Genomic DNA, 20,209 nt, shown 5'->3' on the forward strand with positions numbered 1-20,209 from the left:
GCACACGTTAACTGAGTTAACAGGTGTTTGCGCTGCAGCAATCTACCTAGTCATAAAGCCATGGTTTGATGTCAGCGTAGTTAACACATACCAGTTGCTGGGCTTGGGGATTCACTTCGAGCATTTTGGTTTTGATCTGTAGATCGTCGAGGGTGTATTTGACTAAAGCACCAGTTGTGGCGATGACAAGTTGGCCATTTTGCATGCCGTAGTCGTGTTCGATAATGGCTTTTTGTTGTGAGGTAAGGCGTTGGTCAGGCTCAAGGATAATCTCTACTGGTGCGCTCCAAGCTTGATCGTCTTTTGCAGTGAAAGTGGCGGGCGTACCGTCGAAGTCGACACTAATAAATCGGCTTAAGACAAAGTCACGAAAGTCGCGCGCGTGTTCACAGTAAGCACGTACATGCCAGCGGTTAGCCGCTTTGACAAAGGTGTGCGGATAAAGGATACGCTCTTGGGCGGCGCTACCACTGATAGAGAGATAGTTGGCATCGGCTGCTGTGCCGCTATCCAAGGCTTGGATCAGCGGACGCATGATTTCTGGTGCGACAAAGCGGCGCGGCATCACAATACGCGTGACACCTTGGGTCTCAGAGACTTGTGTATCGTGGCTACGATTGGGAAACAACCCCAGCTGGCGCCAGTCTAGGTATTCATCAATGGCACCAGAAATATAGTGTGGCGTATGAAAAACAGGCGCATGAAAGGCCTTACTAGACGCTTGATAATCGACCGGTAAACCTGTTTCGGTGTGGTAGGTTTTGATCCATTTTCCGGCGGTTTGACGGGTAACGGCGAAGAGTTCGGTGATGGCACGGGAGTTGATGTGCCCTTCCCAGTACAGCAGTAATTCAATCAGCCAATTGGGATTCGGTGTGCCCCATTGTTTTATGTCCATATAAACAAGCTCCTTTTAAGTCATAAATACTACCAAAACTTAAAGAAGATGAGACATAGAAAAGTCACCTAACCAGCCATAACCAGATAGTTTCACCAAACCATCATATAGTCTTTTCAATATACGCCCCACCAATTTACCCATTTATGCCCGACAATATATTCATTGCCCAGCTGCGGCTTTCTAAGTAATAGCGGTTAAGCTTTTCGACTGTCTTGTCACTGGCCGAATGCAGGTCGGCCTTTTCAAACGTCTGTACCAACGTCAGGATACTGCCTAGCTTCCCTTTACGGGCGACCAAAGCATGGTACGTGTCCTCTTTCAGCGGCAGTTGATCACATATCTGTTTAATATTTTGATCCAGCATAATATCGGCAAGTGACAGCAGGCCTACCAGAAAGGCCTCATCTGGATTGGCTTTAAACTCATGCTCAGCTAAAGCCTGGCACATAGCCGCTCGGGTCAATACCCTTGGCAGTAATAACATTTTGCACGGATGATCGTTTGCCAACACCAGCGTACTCACCAGAGTACGCAGCTTGTTGATACCTAAAATTCTAATCGCTTGATGCAAATCGCTGACGGTTTTTACTTGCTTGTAGTCTGGCGTTCTAATCATTCTTAAAAGTCGGATCACCAACTGTGGTTCAAGCATCACCATTTGTTCGACTTTTTTCAGGTTCACATCTTCTTGGTAGAGTTCCTGCAGTATCTCCAACAAAGTATTGGTGTTGCCGCTGCGTTGCACCGCGGTAGCACTTTTGATTTCGGGCTTAGCGTAAAAATATCCTTGAAACAGGCTAAAGCCCATCTTCTTGCAACGTTCAAACGTGGCCAAATCTTCTACTTTTTCCGCCAGCAGCTGTATCCCTTTATCAAGGTACAAACGAATGGTGTCTGTGGACTGAGGCATCAACATATCCAATTTGATGATGTCCGCCACGTCCAAAAGCGGCCGAGTACTATCGTTCAATACAAAGTCGTCGAGGGCGATCTGATAGCCTAATGACTTAACGTGTTGCAGAGCGACTATGACTTCCGGGTCCCCTTCAACGCTTTCGAGTACCTCAACCACCACCTGATCTGGATAAGGCGGCAATAAATCAGGCTTTAATAACCATTCACGTGGCGCATTAAAAAACAGCTTTCCCGCACCGCATAGGTTTTCGATGCCCGTTTCATAAAACGCCGCATTACAAGCCCTTGCTGTTGCCATTTGCTGGTCATCAATGGTCGCAGTGGTCATGGATGAGGCGGCACGATAAAGCAGCTCATCCGCAACATGAACCATGTCAGCATTGCAGATCGGCTGTAGAGCAATACAATAGGTTTGTGATTGGGGCGCATTGGACACGAGAAAACTCCATTACTGAATTTTGAGCATATAGGCTCAGCACAATAAAACGCTCAATAGGATTATCCTAACCCAGTTTGGATGCGCTTTATTTTAGCCGCTATTATCTACGGCTTGAGCAATTTAGAAAACTACCTTAATCAACCTATTATAACCCCTTAGTAAAATGTCTAACCAACCAAAACAAAAAATCGTTGTCTTTACTGGCGCAGGCATCAGTGTCGAAAGCGGTATTGAAACCAACCGCAGTGATACCGGTCTCTGGCACAAACATGACATCCGCGAAGTGTGTCATCCAGACGGCTGGCAACGTAACCCAGAAAAAGTCTTGGACTTTTACAATCAACGTCGCCAAGAAATCGGCAACGCCCAACCCAATGAAGCGCACCTCGCTATTGCACAACTAGAGTCCCGCTACGATGTCACCGTCATCACCCAAAACGTGGACGATTTACATGAACGCGCAGGCTCCAGTAAGGTGTTGCACCTGCATGGCGAAGCCACCAAAGTTCGCGGTGACTCTGGCAGTGATTATCATCTATACGACATCGGCTATAGTGAAGTAAACCTAGGGCAGCTATGTGAAAGCGGCTTTCAGCTACGCCCACATATTGTCTGGTTTGCAGAAGAACCTTTTTATATAGAAGAGTCCATCGAGCTGTTTGCTGAGGCAGACAAGGTACTTGTGGTAGGCACATCACTACAAGTTCAACCTGCCGCCAGCTTGGTTTTATTCGCCCACAGCGCCACAGATCGTTACATCGTAGATCCTAGCACTATGACACCGCCGAAGAAATTCGATCATTTAAGAGGTAGCGCCAGTGATATGGTGCCGAGATTGGTGCAGAGCTGGTTGGCATGATAATAAATCGGAGGAATTTAACCGGCACTGTTAAATTCCCCCGAGCATAGACACTAGCTCATCGCCAGAAACACTTGATTCCCTTCTGTACGGGTAGCGTAAGTCTTAATATCTTCAGTAAGCGGCTCGCTCATTGCCTTACCACTTTTGACACAAAATCGGCCTTGGTGTAATGGGCACTCAATTTCACCATCCTCTAAGAAGCCATCGCTCAATAACGCATGACCGTGTGTACACAGGTTGTCTGTGGCAAACACTTCACCATCGACTTTGTACAAAGCGATATTCTGACCGCTGACATTTACGCCAATCACATCGTCTTCTGGGATATCGTCGATATTGATGATTTCAATCCAGTTATTACTCATTATTTATCTCTCTTTGTTCGGTTCGCGAATCACTAGCACCGCGGATTTACGTTGAAGCCTAGATGGGATAGATCATGGAATTGAGCACCATTTCATTGTCGAAAATACAATGCCGAGATTCGATCTTGAGCCCCTGTTCCGTCACTCGGATACGATCTTGATAGCGCCCGACATTGTACACTTCGGCGATGCCATCACTCTTAGTGCGAAATACAGTGTAATTGGCTTGCGCCACAATTAAGGAGTCAGACTCATCAATAATCAGTGGTGACGACACCATGTGCAGCTGGGTATAAGGGTCGTGGTAGATAGTGACATGGTACCTAGATTGGTGAAAAGCTGACTAATCTAGTCCCAGCAAAAAATATCGGATAACCACTTACGTACTTCTTATGCAAAAGCTCGACCTTATTCAATAAAAACCATTTAATTCAACCAAACACCCTAAAAAAAGAGTCTAAACACTTGCATATGATATAAAAACGAAATAAAGCTATCTTTTCCTTCAGATCAGCGTATAGTGCCCCTAGCTCTTAAACATGAGCTATTTTTGAAATTTTAGATCAAGTCTCTCCTCAGTTTTATTTCGATTCTTTCGTCACACGACTCTAGCAGTAACTTATAATTTATATTCCCAAATAGCCTCGTTTTCGATCATGAAAAATATATCGAGGTAATTATGTCTACAAAAAACACCGGCTCTGTTAAATGGTTCAACGATACTAAAGGCTTTGGCTTTATCTCACCTGAAAATGGTGGCCCAGACCTATTCGTTCACTTTAAGTCGATCGTATCAGAAGGCTTTAAAAGCCTAGCAGAAGGCCAAAAAGTTTCCTTCAACATTGAGTCTAGCGCTAAAGGCAACAATGCTATCAATGTTCAGGCTATCTGAGCCAAAATCTTAGCTTTAGCTTCGTCTTTTATCGAGACGAAACTCCCCTCTATTCAATCTAACGGAGATAATCATGAAGAAGCCAATAAAAAAGAAAAACAACAGCAGCCGAATGAAAGATAAAGCTTGGAAAACTGTTAACGAAAAGAAATACCATTCTATGGTAAGTGAATATCAAGAAGCCAAAACTAAGCTTGATCAACTGAATATCAGCTCTTCTGAATACGACAAACAAAATAAGCTTTGTGAGTCATTATTCAACAATGCTAAAAACTTTTTCAACCAAAACCAATAGCCTCACCTTTCATTAGTAAAATATTAACGAAAACAAAGAGTTCAGCATTACTTATTAAAAAAATTCAATAAACTCTAGTTTTATGCGCTATCAAAAAACCCTCCTTAACAATAAAATAGCGCTTTCGTTTTAAGGACAAAACAACTTAATCAAAGCAACCTCACACTTCAAAAGAATCTTGAAACATTTCGTGACTAGCGTCTACATCCGGCACTTCATCACCACCCTTCAGCAACACTAAGCTCTTTCCTGATAACTCAATAGCTGGATAGAAAGCCTCCACTCATTCGGATATATGCAAAGGCTTCACCATCGACAACATAACCAGATATGTTAAAACGAAGCTAATCACTACACATAAAATACAACTCATCTAGAAACAGACTAACTTACGCCAACCTAAACCCACTCTTGCTCTGCCATAAGTTCGAGGCACTGTTTCGAGCAATCTGGTAGGCCCAATCCGCCACGGCCATGGATTTATCGGTATCGCACTCCACGTAGCTGGCGAGTTGTTCGGAGATAAGGTGCGCATGATTACCGAGGTTATTCTCTTCCCATTTGTATTTGTGCTCGTAGCTTGCGAGATAATCTCGCTTACTGTTGTTGCAGGTGCGATCCGCAAGCACAAAGTTGTGTCCAAGGTCGAAGGCGTATTTGGCAAAAGAGATGAAGTGATCGACTTCAGCGTGTTGGTCGAGTTTTTTACCACAGTAGAAGCAGGCATTTTTCTGGATCTCTTGAAGCAATGGTTTGGCGTAAGCCAAGGCTTTGCGATCTTGGCCAAAGAGAAATTCAGGCAAGTTGGCTTGCGCGCCAACGAGATATTGGTTGTGCTTGAAGGAGATGATTTTGTCGATCCAAGCGGCACGAGCAAGGTAGGTAATCAGGTGGTAAAACTCACGAAAGTAACCCGCGATGCCTGCGTTTAACTCAATATGCTTCTGACTCTTATCATGAGGGTATAAAAAGCACTCTTCTTTTTTGGCTAAGATCTGTAAGCGCCACAGCGGGCCATTTTTAAGCGCTGTTTTGGCGACACTGTGAACGGCTTTATAGTGAGAGCTTTTATACAGCTGATTGATGTTATAAAGCCCTGTTTGCTGGATACTCTGTACTTTCGAGATGATCGCAATTTGCTTCTGTGAGTCACTATTTTGGTGAAGCTGCTGTTGATGCGCTTGACCGCCAAACGGACGAGCTTGGTTCCAGTAAAGCCGAATCAGCTTATCTGCTAGCACATCTAACGAAATAGGTAGTTTGCCATTGACGGTGACATTAGGACTTTCAACACAGACGTCAGCAATCGCGTGCAGCAATGCATATTTGTAGGTGGCGGTGAAGTCGCCCTCCACCAATAAACGCTGAACGTAAGCAATAAATTCAATCGCGATTTTCATACGACTAACGCTCTTGCTTCTGCACGATCAGATTGAGCCATTGCTCAGACTCTCGATCTGGCCGCTGATCGCCTGTCACCCAAGTTTCCAATACCTTAAATCCAGCTAAATACGATTGAATTGTCTGCTCGTTTTGATCACAGAAGAAGCGCCCTTCTTTGACTCGCTCCTGTGTGCCGTACTTAAATGACATATACAGCACACCACTCTGTTTCAGCGCTTTATGCAACCGCTTAATCACATCCAATAACTCTGAGTTAGGAACGTGAAGCAAACTGGCACAACACCAAATACCGTCATAGGCATCGGCTTTGTCGAACTGCTGAAAGGTTTGAATGGAAACGGGCTGCTGCAATAGCTGACCGGCTAATTCTGCAAGCTCTGGACTGGCGTCAAACGCCGCCACTTGATGACCTAAGGATTGAAAATGCTTGGCATCACGACCACTGCCGCAGCCTGCATCAAGGATCGAGCCTTGTTCTGGAATATAAGGCAAGAAACGCTCGTAAAGCGCTGACATATCGACATTTTGCGTGTTTTCAACAAATACAGACGCATTGTCGGCATAGTACTGACGTGTACTCTGTTCAAAATCCATTTACTGCAATCCTTGGCAAGGAAGAGGAATTTATATACCAGAGACTTTGCTAAATTTTGACGCTAATACCGAGTGAAAAATAAGGATTTGAGCCGGCACTCTTCTAGTGATGAAAACGAATTTAACACTCAATACGAACCAGACAGCTAATACTAGTGTCGTCAAAAAGCAGGACGAGCGAGGCCTTTTTTGCCATACTTATGTCATCTAAAAGTTAATAAAGAGATTGTAGTAGCTATGAGTAATTCAGATTCTTCAACGCACGAAATGCAGGACAAACTGAACCAACTGACTAATGATTACATCGAAAGTGAAGATCTTGGTGACGGTCACACCCTGCTAGTCGCTGCATGCATTGATAATGACCTTGAAGCACTGAAAATATTTCACAACAAAGGCGTGGATTTTACAGTGCGCAACCATGTCGGCATCAGCACCCTAGATGCTTGCGCCATGAACGGCTCCAGTGAGTGCCTATCTTACCTCTTGGAAAACCACATCGCTGACGAGCTGATCAACGATCAAGATCCGATGTCAGGCTTTTATCCAGCCTTTTATGCGGCATCGCAGAACTTTGAAGATTGCTACAAACTTCTAGAGCAGTATGGTGCCGATGTAAGTCTAGAAGGCCCATTTGAAAAGACGGCCGCCGACGTACTGCAACTCATCAAAGAGCAAGCGAATTAAGCGGACGCTAGCACGCCAACTTCGACTTAAATAGCAATGAGTTCGGAGCAAGAGTAGCAGTAGCCATATTACTACTTACCGCTCTGACTCATTATCACCCGCCACTTTTACAGCTCTCCATAAAACAGCACACAAAGCTTCAACCACTCCACCGTGGAACAGTCAATAGATTGAAGCATTTGAAAACGAACCAACGACCCTTGGCTGCCGATACCCGGAAAATAAAGCTGAAGCGAAATATTGAGAAAGAGATTGAAGTGTAAATCTTGAATTAGTTGCGGCAGCCCCTGTTTTTTTAGAAAGTGAACCGATGACCTTTGGGTCATAACACCAGAGAGATAAAGCTAAAGAGGAAATCTTGAAATGGTTGCGGGAGCCACTGTTTTTAGAAGGCGAACCGATGACCTTTGGGTCATAACACCTGAGAGATAAAGCTGACGTGAAGTACTGAGAAAGAGATTGAAGTGTAAATCTTGAATTGGTTGCGGCAGCCCCTGTTTTTTTAGAAAGCGAACCGACGACCTTCGGGTCATAACACCTGAGAGATAAAACTAAAGAGAGATACAGAGGAAGGTTTTAAAATATAAATCTTTAAATTGGTTGCGGGAGCCCCTGTTTTTTTAGAGAGCGAACCGACGACCTTCGAGTCATAACACCAGAGAGATAAAACTAAAGAGAGATAAAACTAAAGAGAGATAAAACTAAAGAGAGATAAAACTAAAGAGAGATATAGAGGAAGGTTTTAAAATATAAATCTTTAAATTGGTTGCGGGAGCCGGATTTGAACCGACGACCTTCGGGTTATGAGCCCGACGAGCTACCAGACTGCTCCATCCCGCGTCATGAATCTAAGTTTAGTTAGATTTTGTGATGATACTTCAAACTTGTGGCCAATTCTCACGACTATTCGAATTGGTTGCGGGAGCCGGATTTGAACCGACGACCTTCGGGTTATGAGCCCGACGAGCTACCAGACTGCTCCATCCCGCGCCATGAATCTAAGTTTGATTAGATTTTGTAATGATATTTTGAAACTTTCAGCCAATTCAAACGCTTTACGAATTGGTTGCGGGAGCCGGATTTGAACCGACGACCTTCGGGTTATGAGCCCGACGAGCTACCAGGCTGCTCCATCCCGCGCCTGACAAAAGTCTAATAGAAACTGACTTTTAGAATTGTGATCTTTGAACTGGTTGCGGGAGCCGGATTTGAACCGACGACCTTCGGGTTATGAGCCCGACGAGCTACCAGGCTGCTCCATCCCGCGCCTGACAGTCAAAGATAACTGATTGTAGAATGTGAATCTTAGAATTGGTTGCGGGAGCCGGATTTGAACCGACGACCTTCGGGTTATGAGCCCGACGAGCTACCAGGCTGCTCCATCCCGCGCCATTCAGTCTAGCGACTGTCTAAGATTTTCATTCAAGTGATTATGGTAGCTGTAAAACTAAATGGTTGCGGGAGCCGGATTTGAACCGACGACCTTCGGGTTATGAGCCCGACGAGCTACCAGGCTGCTCCATCCCGCGCCTGATTTAGTTTTAACTAATCACTTTTGGATCACGAACAATATTCGCTATCCGTCGTTGGCCTCAGTACCGTTCGGTGCCTTGCCTCAACGAGGTGCGCATATTACGGATCTTTTTTAGGTTGGTCAACCCCTTAGCTTAAAATCTTTTAATTCTAATCGCTCAGGGTATCCTAGAGAGGAACAGTAACAGCGCAAGCCCGATTGATTCGACTGGATAGTACGACAATAACGGGAAACCATTTCTCGTGTATTTTGCGACATGCTCTGCCAGTTAATAAGGTAGTTAGTGTAATGGATCTGCTGAGTATTGTTCACTACCCAGCCATTTTCACCATCACGTATACCAAAATTACGATTATCAGGTGATATCAATAGCACAGGCACACCGTAACCGTTCGCCACCTCTATCAGGTTTGACTTGGTCACCAGATCCGCTGACACCACTAACAAACCACACTCTTCTAACTGTAACCTTGAGGGTGGCAAAAACGCCTTTAGCGGCAGCTTCTGCAACGCTACCCCCGCCATACTGGCATGACTCATCACCTCTTCGGACAACAAGTCTTCCTCAATACACAATACATTACTGGTCGCTTTGGAATAGGAGTGCGGGTAAAAGTAATCGCTTAGCTCTTTACCACTGCCCCATGTATCGTCTTTGTGTATGTAACTGGCGATTCTCGCAATCGCAGAAGGCACTTGACCACTTTCCAACCACTCAGGCAATCGATTGGTATGCAACTGGCAACGTAAGGCAGGACTAATTAATGCAGCCAAGGAGTTAGGCTTGGAACCAAAGGTAATAAGGTGCAATGGCGACTCTTGATATACCAAGTCCATCAAGGCACGCATACTGGGTTTAATCTGATCGCCGGCACCATCCGTATTGTAGGAAAGAGACACCATTCGAGACGACAGCGAGTATCGACTCAATTCAAGAGCAAACTCATCAATGAAAGATTTAAGGTCTTCATTATTGTCGCGATCGTCCCAGATAATTAATGCGTCGGCCATAGCAGCGGCATCCCTAAAATAGATAAATCAAGTTTATGCTAGGCTACCTTTAAAACCATCTTTACATAGTAGATTTTTGCATCCAAACGTAATCAAATGTAACCAATAGATCAATATATAAACAACATTCATAATAGATATGCAGGTTAAAGATATGCCAGAATTAATAGATAAGTTATTGAAAAAATGTACTATTCCTAGCAAAGAAGAGGCTCTCAAAGGGAGAAGTGAACCACTACTCATAGAAGAAAATCATTTAGTTACAAAAGAAAACATAAAGCGCCATTCAGAAACTGCTGAAACCGAGATTTATCTTGCAATGGGCTGTTTCTGGGGAGCTGAACGAAAGCTCTGGAATACGCCAGGGGTAAAAGTAACCGCAGTGGGTTACGCGGGCGGCCACACGCCCAACCCCACCTATGAAGAAGTCTGCACTGGTCAAACAGGCCACACGGAAGTGGTAAAAGTGATCTTTAATAACACTGAAACGTCGTTAGATGAGGTCTTAAAAGTCTTTTGGGAAAACCATGACCCGACCCAAGGTATGCGTCAGGGGAACGACATTGGCAATCAATATCGCTCTGCTATTTACACCCTGAACGATGAGGACCTGACAGCAGTGATGGCCAGCAAAGAGCGCTATCAGCAGCGACTTCTTCAATCTGGCTTTGGCATGATTACCACGGAAGTCGAACCATTGGAGGTGTTTTATTTTGCTGAAACCTACCATCAGCAATATTTGTTTAAAAACCCAAATGGCTACTGTGGCTTGGCAGGAACAGGCATTAGTTGCCCAATCGGATTAGAAAGATAGCAACATGAAAGGCAGATAGGCGGCCCATGGAGCCGCCCTATTTGCTTGACCAGTGGCTAGTCAATATACAAACTTAAACCACTGCTTCGCTCAACTTTGCGATGCATGGCGTCTTCCAAGACAGCTTGACTGCCCGAAATGAGAGTAAAGTACTGCTTAGAGCGAGTAATGCCTGTGTAGATCAGCTCTTTGGTTAAAATTGGTGAGCTTTGGCTAGGCAGTAGCATCGCCGTGTGGCTAAATTCAGAGCCTTGTGATTTGTGTACTGTCATCGCAAACACGGTCTCAACACTTTGCAAGCGACTTGGTAGTACCCAGCGAACACCGCCGTGTCCATCACTGAAGATCACGCGCTGCTTTAACTCACCGTTGACGGGATATAATAAGCTGATGCCGATGTCGCCATTCATCAAGTCGACACTGTAATCGTTTTGCGTCACCATCACCGGACGACCTAGGTACCACAAGCCCGCCACAGATCTTAGCTTGCCCGCTTTCAACAGCAGCTGCTCGATACGATGGTTCATCCCCTCTAAGCCCCACTCGCCACGGCGCATGGCCACTAACAGCTGAAAACTGACATGCCGCTCCAGCACCTGCTTACCCCATTGATCAAACGCAGCGCTGCCGGCGGACACAGATGGCATCTTCGCCACCACATCGAAATATTCACCATAGCCTTTGACCAATAAATTACGCACATCATTGCTCAGCTCCGCGTGAGGTGATTGCTCCTGCTGCAGATAAGATAAAGCGGGCGCATCAGGTGATTCCTGTCGACTTTGGGCAAAGATATTCTGTAACGTCGGCCATTTCTTCCCTGATTGCTCACGGTTCACCAAACTGGCGAGCTGGTGAATCACGCCCCCCTCCACAAAGCGGTAACTGTGTCGCAGCATACAAACAGCCTGATTGAGGGTGGTACCTTGCTCCTCAATATAGGCGCTTGGAATCGTTTGCTTACAGACATCCTTAACCCATGCGGCGGTATGACTAGTGTAGCTCCCCCTTGCTGCACCACGACACAAATCCCCCAGCACATAGCCCGCTTCCACCGACGCCAGTTGATCTTTATCACCCAAAAGAATGACGCGCGCATCAGGCTCAATGCCATCAAAGAGACTGGCCATCATTTCGATATCAATCATCGAGGCCTCATCGACCACAACAATGTCTGCTACCAAGGGGTTGGCTTTATTATGACTAAACTGTCGCGAGTTCGGCTTAGGCTTCAATAATCGATGCAGCGTGGTCACTTGCGTGGGGATGATTTGCTTTAAATCCGAGGGCTGAATGCCACCTAACTCAGGCAATTCCAAACGCGCTAGGTTCGCAGCAATGGACTCATTTAAGCGTGCTGCAGCCTTACCCGTCGGCGCCGCCAAGCGAATCGCCAAGGGTGGCAGATGGTGTTTCAGGCGCTGTCCTTGCAGCAAAGCTAATAGCTTTAAAACAGTGGTGGTTTTACCGGTACCTGGACCACCGGTGATGATCGAGAAATGGTTACTGGCCGCGATACCACAGGCGACCTTCTGCCAATCCGGTTCATTATCACTCTCTGTCTGCCCGCTCTCCTCTTGAAAGAGCGCGCTCAACAGCTCGCGGATGTCTTCTTCGGACACACTGGTGGCTCGATTCAATCGCTGACGGATGCCGGAGACAATCGTTTGCTCCGCCTGCCAATAGCGTCGTAAATACAATAACGCCGAGCCCTTATGTTTGACCAAGACAAATGGCGTACTTTGCGTCGCGATAAGCGCTTCATCTGCTGCCACCGCTTGACTATTTTCCAACGCCTCGACCAATACAGCAATGGACACACCATCAGCCCAAGCACGCAGTGCCTCAAATAACGCCTGCACAGACTCATCTTCACTGTCAGATGCCCCAAGGCTCAACTCAGGCGCTTGTAACCACTGTTTAAGGTCGATACATACCTGACCCATAGACGCGCTGTAGCTAGCCGCCATCAACACAGGTAAGACATCATTGGAGAGCGCTGGCTGCTCCTCTGCGATCCATTTCACCAAGGCATAATCCACGTACCGCACCAGTCTGCCATCCACCCACGACTTTAGGCTCATTAGATCAAACATAGTCAAACTCCTGTTGCATGGCCTCTGCAGCATTTTCGCCGGCAAACATGGCATCCAATTTTTCAATTAACGCTTTAGGTGGTTTATCCATTATCAAACCTTGGCTTTCAGGGTTTTCAAAACCCCGTAAGAAGAAATACACCGCACCACCCACATGCTGGTCGTAGTCATAATTTGGAATGCGGTCCTGCAAATGGCGATGCAAGGCCACTAGGTACAACACATATTGCAAGTCATAACGCTTTTTCAACAAAGCGACTTTGAGGCTATCCAGGTCATAATCCGCGTCGTGCTCACCCAGATAATTACTCTTCCAGTCGATCACGTAATACTGCCCATCAATCTGTGCGACCAAATCGATAAAGCCCTTAAACATGCCTTCTAATTGTTGATAGTTCGCTGCGGGGCGCTCCAAACCACCCCAGGTGTACTGACGTACCAAGGCATCTAAACGCTGCGAATGCACCGCATTGGCGGCAAACATAAACTCCAACTCCACCGCCACGTCTTTGGGGTGCAGGTCGATGAGTCGGAAATCGCGGCTTTTGCTCGAAGGCAGTTGATTTAGCTGCCAGGTGGTTCCCAGAAACGCTGCTAACCAACTCGAAAGCTCAGGCACAAAAGCCTCCAATTGGCGCTTGCGACAGCGCCCTTGCAACATGTCCAGACGCCCTGCGCTATCTGCTTGGGCCGCTGCAAAACCGAGCAAACGCTCTCCCTCTGGCGTTTGAAAACGCTGCTCCGCTGCCCACTCTAAAATACCGTGTAGGAAGGTACCGATATGGCTGCCACGGGGCAGGCGATGCATGACCTTCTCCCCTTTGGACGTCAATGGCTGTTCTTCTAACAGCACATCCTCATCGTCCGTTAGCTGCTCATCCACTGGCTGCTCAGATAAGGTACTGGTTGGAAACTCCAGTCCCTCTTTACCACCATAGGTAAACGAGGAATAACTGGCGATCCACCAAGGCTCAATCCCCAAGTTCTGCACTTGGCGAGCGGGACGGAATGCCAGCTCATCAAGGCTTTGATAAGACGCTTCCTGCCCCTTGACGGCCACCAAAGTAAAGGTATCAGCCATCTTGCTGGCCCGATCAACCACGGTGCAATCGCTCACGCCAAGCAGCACATGGGCCGCCGCGGTTAGCGGCACCGCTTCTCCGTCGTCGTTGCGTTTTGGGTCACCAATGGCCATCCATTGCGCACAGATGGCTCGAGTCATGGCCACATAGATCTTACGCACATCCTCGGCCAAGCGCTCGGCATCGGCCAGCTTCACTTCTTCACTCTTGGCTTGGAATGTCAGGGCGAGATTCTCCATTTCATCGTGGTATTCAATCGGGAAATCGCTGGACTTTACAGGACGTGCGTAATCTAAGAACGGCAACATAACAATCGGGTATTGCAGACCTTTGGACTTATGCACCGTCACCACTTGCACCAGATCCGCATCACTTTCCAAGCGCTGCTGAGTGCTTTCTTCGCCAGATTTTTCCGTGGTAATGCGTTGCTCTAAATGGTGGATCAAGGCCTGCTGCCCCTGAATGGTTTCCGACGCTTGCTGCAGTAATTCAGAGATATGAAATAAATCGGTGATCGAACGCTCACCATTGGCTTCGGTTAAATAACGCCCCGTGACGTGTTGCTCGGTAAAGAAGCGATGCAACACTGCCATGATACCGAATTCATACCAATGCTGATGATAGCCGCGGAACAGTTCGATAAAGCCTTCCCAAAACAGCTCATCGTGGTTTAAGCGGTCTAAATCGCTGAGAGACAACCCCATTAAGCGCGAGCCCAGAGCGACACGTAAATGGAAGCTGTTAAATGGCTCTGCCATCGCACGCAACAGCCGCAGCACATCGTCTGCCTCATCAGTATCAAACACATCACTGGCATCGGATAAATAGACGCTGGCGATATTCAATTCGAACAGGGCACGGCGTATCTGACGCGCTTCATTACCGCTGTTCACTAGGATCGCAAAGTCTTTGGGCTGCAGCGCTCGCGCGCCCTCACCTAGATTAATTGTGGCATGACCCGCTTGAGACAAATTCAGCAAAGACGCGACTTCATTGGCCGTCACTTTGGCGCGGTCAGGGGCTTTCGCCTCCTTCTCGTCTTCGCTTTCCTCTGGCGTTAAGCCCCAAAGGTTTTGTACCGCACAACGCTCTCCATGGATCAGCAGCTCGATCTCATCTTTTTTGCCCGCTCCGACAGGTTGAAACGGGATCGGATCTTGACCAGCGTCTTTAAACAAGAACGCCCCCTTGGGGTTCATTGCTTCCGCGTGTTCAAAGAAGTGGTTCACACTGGCCACCAAATCCGGAGCCGAGCGATAGTTATGAGTCAGCGTGTATTGACGCTCGCCCGTGTCGCGCTTGGCAGCCAAGTAGGTAAAAATGTCTGCCCCACGGAAACGATAAATGGCCTGTTTCGGGTCACCGATCATAAAGAAACCGGTATCTGGGTGCGGTTCTGCCACATTATAAATGGTATTAAAAATACGATATTGCACGGGGTCGGTGTCTTGGAACTCATCCACCAGAGCGATCGGGAATTGCTTACGGATTACCTCTGCCAAACGTGAACCGCCCTCACTTTGCAAGGCTTTATCCAACTTAGACAGCAGATCGTTTTGACTCAGCACACCACGCTGCACTTTCTCTTGCTCAACACGCTCCGCCACCCAATGGCTGCTATGACAGATTAAGAATTCATCCGCTGTAACCAATTGCTCAATGGCTTCCGGTAGTTGCGCTAAGATCGCAGCCGCCTGTTGGTCAATGGTAATTTGACTGGGATCTTTCCAATGACCTGTTTCGATTAAGGCAATCTTGGCAAAGCTTTTCCCGTCAAAGAGCTTATAGAGAATCGATAGGCTATCCGTTTGACTGCTCACCCATTTTTGCAACGCAGCAAAGGTATCCCCTAGATGCTTTTTATTCAGGGAACGACCGTTGATCAGCTTGTTTTTGGTCGCGGCTTCATGCCCTTCGATTAGGCTTGGCAAGGCATTTTGCACTTGCTGTTTTAGGCTCGCCATTTGCTCTGCACGATCTTTTTCAATCGCCTGAAGCTTATCCGACAGTTCCATCTCAGGTTTCGCAAACGCTTCTGTCTTATAAATCAGGGCATTGACCTTTTTATAAAGCGCATTGGGGGATTTAAAGACACTTAACACTTGGCGCAGCTCGGGCTCGTCGAGAGTAAACACCATCTCACGCCAATAGTCTTCGCAGGCCTGAATGATCAGCGGTTTTTCGTTTTCGATCAGCGTTTGCTGGAAGTTCAAACCACTGTAAAACGCATGCTCGGATAACACTCGGCTACACCAAGAGTGGATGGTGGACACCGCGGCTTCATCCATCCATTCCGCGGCCACATCTAAACGACGCGCGGCGCTGTTGAGGTCTTGCTCCTTGGCAATGTCTTGTTTTAGCGCTTGCAGCAATGGGTCGGGCTTCTCTGGCTCTTGTGACAGACGAAAATAGTTGGCTGCTTCTACTAAACGTGCGCGAATACGATCACGCAGCTCTCGGGTCGCCGCTTTGGTAAAGGTCACCACCAGGATATTCGGCGGTAATAAATAATCACTGAAGCTGTTATCGCCACCATGCTTAAGCACCAAGCGTAAATACAATAACGCCAAGGTGTAGGTTTTACCGGTACCGGCACTGGCCTCAATCAAAGCAGAACTTGTTAAAGGAAAGGTTAACGGGTTTAATTGGTTGGTCACGTCGCTCATGCGGCCATCTCCTTGTTCAGACTGCGTACAATTGGCTCACAAAGCAACTGGGCGTAATGCTCCAGGGTTGCAATTTGGTCGTCACTAAGGGGCTCTTGAATATGCAGGCCTGCATAGTGATTGCGCTCACTGCCCAAATCAAAGTTAAGATAGTTTTCCACCATACGCACATCGGAGGTTTTCTTAGCGCCCTTCATCTCAACCACTAATCCCATACCGCCATTGATGCCAAAGCACAAAGGTTCATGCATGGCTTTGAGCCAAGCCGCCGCTAAGGTTTCAAACTCTTTCTGAGCCATCTTGGTTTCCATACCATAAAAACGCATATCGCCATTTGGGGTCATTAACTGGGTATCCACCGGTCGTTGGTGCACCACATTAGCCACCAAATGACGTACCCAAGCGTTAACCAAGTTGCGCCAAGTGGTGCCCGATCCCAGCTTGTTGTCGGTAATATCACGCTCGATTTTTTCCTCTTCAGCAATGATGCTGTCCTTGTAGGCATTCGAGGTTTGCATGATAAACTGCACCAACACATCATCGTTGACTGGTTTATAGAGGCGGTCTAAGTCATCTTCGTAGGTCACTACTTGATCGCCAATGGTCACAGAGAACTCCGCTTGACGTAAGGTGTCAGACGCCGGTGTATGGCTTGCTAGAGCATTCTTCCAACCAAAATACAGCTGCTTTAATTTGCTGGAGAACAGTCGCTCACGACGAATTTCAGAAAACGCGCCGCTATGCAGCTCTCCTGCCGCAATCAAGCGCTCTAACTCTTTCTCAACACGATCGTCCCATTGAGACTCGGTGACATCATGACGCTTAGCGTATTGCAACATCTGGTCGTGTACTTGCCACTCTTCTAGGCCATCCGACTCGAAATTTTCCACCACTTTGGTTTCTTCGATTTCACTGGGTTTACGGATGTCCAAGCGCTCCTTGTATAACGCATCCACCGGAGAGCGATAAAAGTCAGTCAGTTTACGGGCATTGAGCGGCGCATCCGGTTGCCAGGCTGGCAAGCTATCGCTTTTTCCTGACATGTGAGGCGCTGACTCGTAGGCACTTTGCCACTCATGTTGATAGGTAAAGACCGGCGCATCGCCTTGAAAATAGCGACGACTGAACGATTGCATCGGATAGTCGCGAGTGAGCTTGTCAGACAGTTTGTCATCGCTCCACGCTTTGTTCAGGTAATCGCGCAATTGCCCCACCAACACCGATGGCGGCTGTTCGCTATTGTCTTTGGCACTGCGACCTTGCCAACTGATCACCAGCTTATCTCGAGCTGACAACACCGCCTCTAAGAATAGATATCGAGCATCTTCACGACGAGAACGGTCGCCAGGGCGGTAATCTCCCACCATCAAGTCAAAGTCCATCGGCGTGCTGACTTGTGGGTAATCGCCGTCGTTCATGCCGATCAAGTAGACTTGCTTGAATGGTATGGCGCGCATCGGCATTAGGGTTGCAAAGTTAATCGAACCGGATAAAAAGCGCTGACTTAGGGCTGGCTCGTCTAGTTGGCCCATAAAGGTTTCTTGTAGCACATCGATGGCCACCAGCTCTTCATCCACCCCAGCGGCTTTCACTTGCTCTTCGAGCTGCTCAATTTGCTCGGTGATGCGGGTGATGACTCGGCGCTCATGGTCATTACTCGGTTTAAAGAAGGTATCCAGCAGCCCTTGTAACGCCACACTCCAATCAACTAGGGTCTTCGGTTCGACAAAGTCTTGCCAGACCGCCTGCACATCATCGATCAGACGATGCATTTGCCCCAATATCTGTGCTTCCAATCCGCCGATTTCGCCATATGGCAATACGCCTTGCCAGATTTCCCCCTCACCCACACTGTAACCAAGCAGCATGCGTTTTAAGCCAAACAACCAAGTATTCTGTTCATTGGCACTGGTTAAACCCAGCGATTGGCGTTGGGACTGAGACAAGCCCCAGCGGATATTAGCGCTCTCTATCCAATTTTTTAGTCGTGCCACATCGGCTTCATTGATCTCATAGCGCGCCCGTAAGGCGGGAATATCGAGCAGGGATAACAAATCCGTCGCTTCAAAACGTGAACGGGAGATTGATAGTAAGGACTCAAAAGCCGCGACGATTGGGTGCTGCTGACGCGCACTTTGGTCGGCCACATGAAATGGTAAGAAGCGTTTGTCAGCATGATCGCCATATTTGGAAAAACGCCCAAACACTGCCTCAATATGCGGCACATAGACATTGATATCCGGAGCCATAATCAGAATGTCTCGTGGCTCTAGAGGGTCACCTTTTTGTTTGGCTTGCTCAAATTCATTGAGCAGCAAGTCATGCAACACTTCCACTTCGCGCTGACGACTGTGGGTTTCAATAAAACGGATACTGTCCTGTTCCAGGTCGACCGAACGAGCTAGCGCTTGGCAATCGTCTAAACTGCGTAACTGAAAGATATCGTCTTGCAGTTGCTGCAACAGAGAGGCCACCCCTGGCGTTTCAAACAAGTCAATTTTGCTGTCGACGAAAAACGTCTGATAACTGTCAGGCTGGTCTTTTTCATCCAGCGAATGAAGATAATCACGACCTAGTTTGCCCCAAGAAGCTAACAAAGGATTACCGTATAAATGGGCTTCATCCAAAGAAATTTCTTTGCCTTGGCTTCGCCCTTCTCGTAAGGGGCGGCGGGATTTGGCTTGACGCAGCAGCTGGCGCCCTTCGATCAAATCGCCCCAGAAATATTCGCTGGGGTTCATGGTAAACAGCAAGACTTGCGTAAACGGCGCGATCGCTTGCAGTACTTCAAGGGTTTGGTTGGGTAACGATGAAATACCAAACACAATCACTCGGCGTGGCAAGCCATCCAACGAGTCGGCATTGCGGCAATGCTCAATAAAGTCTTTGTGAATTTCAGAACGGTTAACGATTTTACGGGCATCGCCGGCAAAGTCAGGGTCTTGCTGGACATCCTGTACCAAATAACGCCACAGCATAGGCTGCCAAATTTGCTCTTCTGGCACCGCTTTGGACTGACTGCTGGCTACTTCATCACGGCTGGATAAAACGTCTACATTCGCTTCCCATGCTTGCAACCAATCGGCGCGGTAAACTTGGTATTGGTCATACAGTTTGGCAATGCGCTCCGCTAAGATAAAACGGCGATGTTCATGGCTTTTACCAGTGGCCATAAAGTTGAGCAAGGCATCGTACTGGCCATTTTGGTTAATATCTTCAAGCGTATTTAACAGGCGAAATAAACGCCAGGTCATGGGCTTTAAATCAAACGGAGACTGAGTATCCAGCTCCCAAAACGCCGCACGATAAGCTTCCCAAATAAAACGTCCCGGCAAGGCCACATCGATGGAGGCGGCAATGCCACAACCACCTTCGCTTGTGTCTTGAGCGATGGCCTGCTGTAACCATTGAGCAATACCGTTACTCTGCACCAAGAACTTGTCTGTTTCGAGAGGCTCCAGTGGGTAGCGCTTCACCCACTCTACTAAGACATCTTTTAAAGACTCCAGACGGTTTCCTTGGATCACCATCAATCCTGTCGGCCAGTTACTCACGTGACACTCCTTAGCAATACTTCAACTCAGGTTATGGTACACCAAACTGACGACAGATTATGACGCTAGCAAACGCTTGTTTTAAAAATAAAAAAAAG

At 47.4% G+C, this 20,209-nt stretch carries 15 protein-coding genes and 6 tRNA genes; 5 read left to right on the forward strand and 16 right to left on the reverse strand.

Features of this window, described 5'->3' with window-relative positions; genetic code table 11:
• Window positions 1-46 precede the first annotated feature (46 nt).
• Together MAQ5080_RS04430 and MAQ5080_RS04435 are read right to left on the reverse strand one after the other, a co-directional pair.
• The gene (locus tag MAQ5080_RS04430; RefSeq protein ID WP_067207061.1) at window positions 47-898 is read right to left on the reverse strand and encodes a BrxR family transcriptional regulator; all 852 of its coding nucleotides are present in this window, start codon (window positions 896-898) and stop codon (window positions 47-49) included.
• 136 nt (window positions 899-1,034) lie between these two features.
• Entirely contained in the window at window positions 1,035-2,252 is a 1,218-nt protein-coding gene (locus MAQ5080_RS04435; protein WP_067207058.1) for an EAL and HDOD domain-containing protein, read from the reverse strand.
• A gap of 166 nt (window positions 2,253-2,418) precedes the next feature.
• On the opposite strand from MAQ5080_RS04435, the gene MAQ5080_RS04440 reads away from it, so the two are divergent.
• Entirely contained in the window at window positions 2,419-3,114 is a 696-nt protein-coding gene (locus tag MAQ5080_RS04440) for an SIR2 family NAD-dependent protein deacylase (protein ID WP_067207055.1), read from the forward strand.
• Between the two features lie 53 nt (window positions 3,115-3,167).
• On the opposite strand, the gene MAQ5080_RS04445 is transcribed toward MAQ5080_RS04440, so the two are convergent.
• Together MAQ5080_RS04445 and MAQ5080_RS04450 are read right to left on the reverse strand one after the other, a co-directional pair.
• The gene (locus MAQ5080_RS04445; RefSeq protein WP_067207052.1) at window positions 3,168-3,482 is read right to left on the reverse strand and encodes a non-heme iron oxygenase ferredoxin subunit; all 315 of its coding nucleotides are present in this window, start codon (window positions 3,480-3,482) and stop codon (window positions 3,168-3,170) included.
• A 58-nt stretch (window positions 3,483-3,540) separates the two neighbouring features.
• On the reverse strand, window positions 3,541-3,762 hold the full coding sequence (locus MAQ5080_RS04450; RefSeq protein ID WP_082861034.1) for an aromatic-ring-hydroxylating dioxygenase subunit beta: 222 nt from the start codon (window positions 3,760-3,762) through the stop codon (window positions 3,541-3,543).
• Window positions 3,763-4,161: 399 nt separating this feature from the next.
• On the opposite strand from MAQ5080_RS04450, the gene MAQ5080_RS04455 reads away from it, so the two are divergent.
• On the forward strand, window positions 4,162-4,374 hold the full coding sequence (locus MAQ5080_RS04455) for a cold-shock protein (protein WP_067207049.1): 213 nt from the start codon (window positions 4,162-4,164) through the stop codon (window positions 4,372-4,374).
• A gap of 73 nt (window positions 4,375-4,447) precedes the next feature.
• Window positions 4,448-4,669 carry a hypothetical protein gene (locus MAQ5080_RS04460; protein WP_197464567.1) on the forward strand — a complete coding sequence of 74 codons (222 nt, stop codon included), beginning with the start codon at window positions 4,448-4,450 and terminating at the stop codon, window positions 4,667-4,669.
• Window positions 4,670-5,058: 389 nt separating this feature from the next.
• Here the strand turns inward: MAQ5080_RS04460 and MAQ5080_RS04465 are convergent, their stop codons facing one another.
• Window positions 5,059-6,069 (reverse strand): HNH endonuclease signature motif containing protein, encoded by a 1,011-nt coding sequence (locus MAQ5080_RS04465; RefSeq protein ID WP_067207045.1) that lies wholly within the window; start codon window positions 6,067-6,069, stop codon window positions 5,059-5,061.
• A 4-nt stretch (window positions 6,070-6,073) separates the two neighbouring features.
• Window positions 6,074-6,667 carry a class I SAM-dependent methyltransferase gene (locus MAQ5080_RS04470; RefSeq protein ID WP_067207044.1) on the reverse strand — a complete coding sequence of 198 codons (594 nt, stop codon included), beginning with the start codon at window positions 6,665-6,667 and terminating at the stop codon, window positions 6,074-6,076.
• Between the two features lie 237 nt (window positions 6,668-6,904).
• On the opposite strand from MAQ5080_RS04470, the gene MAQ5080_RS04475 reads away from it, so the two are divergent.
• Window positions 6,905-7,354 (forward strand): ankyrin repeat domain-containing protein, encoded by a 450-nt coding sequence (locus MAQ5080_RS04475; RefSeq protein ID WP_067207041.1) that lies wholly within the window; start codon window positions 6,905-6,907, stop codon window positions 7,352-7,354.
• A 763-nt stretch (window positions 7,355-8,117) separates the two neighbouring features.
• On the opposite strand, the gene MAQ5080_RS04480 is transcribed toward MAQ5080_RS04475, so the two are convergent.
• The 7 genes from MAQ5080_RS04480 to MAQ5080_RS04510 form a co-directional block, all read right to left on the reverse strand.
• A tRNA-Met gene (locus tag MAQ5080_RS04480) sits at window positions 8,118-8,194 on the reverse strand.
• Window positions 8,195-8,267: 73 nt separating this feature from the next.
• Window positions 8,268-8,344 (reverse strand) — tRNA-Met (locus MAQ5080_RS04485).
• A 73-nt stretch (window positions 8,345-8,417) separates the two neighbouring features.
• Window positions 8,418-8,494, reverse strand: a tRNA-Met gene (locus MAQ5080_RS04490).
• Window positions 8,495-8,544: 50 nt separating this feature from the next.
• Window positions 8,545-8,621: transfer RNA gene (locus MAQ5080_RS04495), tRNA-Met, on the reverse strand.
• A 45-nt stretch (window positions 8,622-8,666) separates the two neighbouring features.
• Window positions 8,667-8,743, reverse strand: a tRNA-Met gene (locus tag MAQ5080_RS04500).
• Between the two features lie 63 nt (window positions 8,744-8,806).
• Window positions 8,807-8,883: transfer RNA gene (locus MAQ5080_RS04505), tRNA-Met, on the reverse strand.
• A 125-nt stretch (window positions 8,884-9,008) separates the two neighbouring features.
• Window positions 9,009-9,899 (reverse strand): hypothetical protein, encoded by an 891-nt coding sequence (locus MAQ5080_RS04510; protein WP_067213159.1) that lies wholly within the window; start codon window positions 9,897-9,899, stop codon window positions 9,009-9,011.
• Window positions 9,900-10,053: 154 nt separating this feature from the next.
• On the opposite strand from MAQ5080_RS04510, the gene msrA reads away from it, so the two are divergent.
• The gene (msrA, locus tag MAQ5080_RS04515) at window positions 10,054-10,713 is read left to right on the forward strand and encodes a peptide-methionine (S)-S-oxide reductase MsrA (protein WP_067213162.1); all 660 of its coding nucleotides are present in this window, start codon (window positions 10,054-10,056) and stop codon (window positions 10,711-10,713) included.
• 56 nt (window positions 10,714-10,769) lie between these two features.
• Here the strand turns inward: msrA and recD are convergent, their stop codons facing one another.
• From recD to recC, 3 genes are read right to left on the reverse strand one after another with little or no spacing between them, the layout of a single operon-like run.
• Complete coding sequence (gene recD, locus MAQ5080_RS04520) at window positions 10,770-12,809, reverse strand: exodeoxyribonuclease V subunit alpha (RefSeq protein WP_197464648.1); 2,040 nt, start codon at window positions 12,807-12,809, stop codon at window positions 10,770-10,772.
• On the reverse strand, window positions 12,802-16,557 hold the full coding sequence (gene recB / locus MAQ5080_RS04525) for an exodeoxyribonuclease V subunit beta (protein ID WP_067213152.1): 3,756 nt from the start codon (window positions 16,555-16,557) through the stop codon (window positions 12,802-12,804). The genes recD and recB overlap by 8 nt, the downstream gene beginning before the upstream one ends.
• Complete coding sequence (recC, locus tag MAQ5080_RS04530) at window positions 16,554-20,111, reverse strand: exodeoxyribonuclease V subunit gamma (RefSeq protein WP_156496602.1); 3,558 nt, start codon at window positions 20,109-20,111, stop codon at window positions 16,554-16,556. Before recC ends, recB begins: the two co-directional genes overlap by 4 nt.
• Window positions 20,112-20,209 lie beyond the last annotated feature (98 nt).

This window comes from Marinomonas aquimarina (assembly GCF_900089755.1).
Lineage (GTDB): Bacteria > Pseudomonadota > Gammaproteobacteria > Pseudomonadales > Marinomonadaceae > Marinomonas > Marinomonas aquimarina.

Excerpts from the sequence above, each read along its gene's own strand:
- MAQ5080_RS04450 (WP_082861034.1), bottom strand. The coding sequence starts at position 3,762 with ATGGTGTCGTCACCACTGATTATTGATGAGTCTGACTCCTTAATTGTG.
- MAQ5080_RS04510 (WP_067213159.1), bottom strand. The coding sequence starts at position 9,899 with ATGGCCGACGCATTAATTATCTGGGACGATCGCGACAATAATGAAGAC.
- MAQ5080_RS04455 (WP_067207049.1), top strand. The coding sequence starts at position 4,162 with ATGTCTACAAAAAACACCGGCTCTGTTAAATGGTTCAACGATACTAAA.
- MAQ5080_RS04445 (WP_067207052.1), bottom strand. The coding sequence starts at position 3,482 with ATGAGTAATAACTGGATTGAAATCATCAATATCGACGATATCCCAGAA.
- msrA (WP_067213162.1), top strand. The coding sequence starts at position 10,054 with ATGCCAGAATTAATAGATAAGTTATTGAAAAAATGTACTATTCCTAGC.
- MAQ5080_RS04465 (WP_067207045.1), bottom strand. The coding sequence starts at position 6,069 with ATGAAAATCGCGATTGAATTTATTGCTTACGTTCAGCGTTTATTGGTG.
- MAQ5080_RS04475 (WP_067207041.1), top strand. The coding sequence starts at position 6,905 with ATGAGTAATTCAGATTCTTCAACGCACGAAATGCAGGACAAACTGAAC.
- recB (WP_067213152.1), bottom strand. The coding sequence starts at position 16,557 with ATGAGCGACGTGACCAACCAATTAAACCCGTTAACCTTTCCTTTAACA.
- MAQ5080_RS04430 (WP_067207061.1), bottom strand. The coding sequence starts at position 898 with ATGGACATAAAACAATGGGGCACACCGAATCCCAATTGGCTGATTGAA.
- recD (WP_197464648.1), bottom strand. The coding sequence starts at position 12,809 with ATGTTTGATCTAATGAGCCTAAAGTCGTGGGTGGATGGCAGACTGGTG.
- MAQ5080_RS04460 (WP_197464567.1), top strand. The coding sequence starts at position 4,448 with ATGAAGAAGCCAATAAAAAAGAAAAACAACAGCAGCCGAATGAAAGAT.
- MAQ5080_RS04470 (WP_067207044.1), bottom strand. The coding sequence starts at position 6,667 with ATGGATTTTGAACAGAGTACACGTCAGTACTATGCCGACAATGCGTCT.
- MAQ5080_RS04440 (WP_067207055.1), top strand. The coding sequence starts at position 2,419 with ATGTCTAACCAACCAAAACAAAAAATCGTTGTCTTTACTGGCGCAGGC.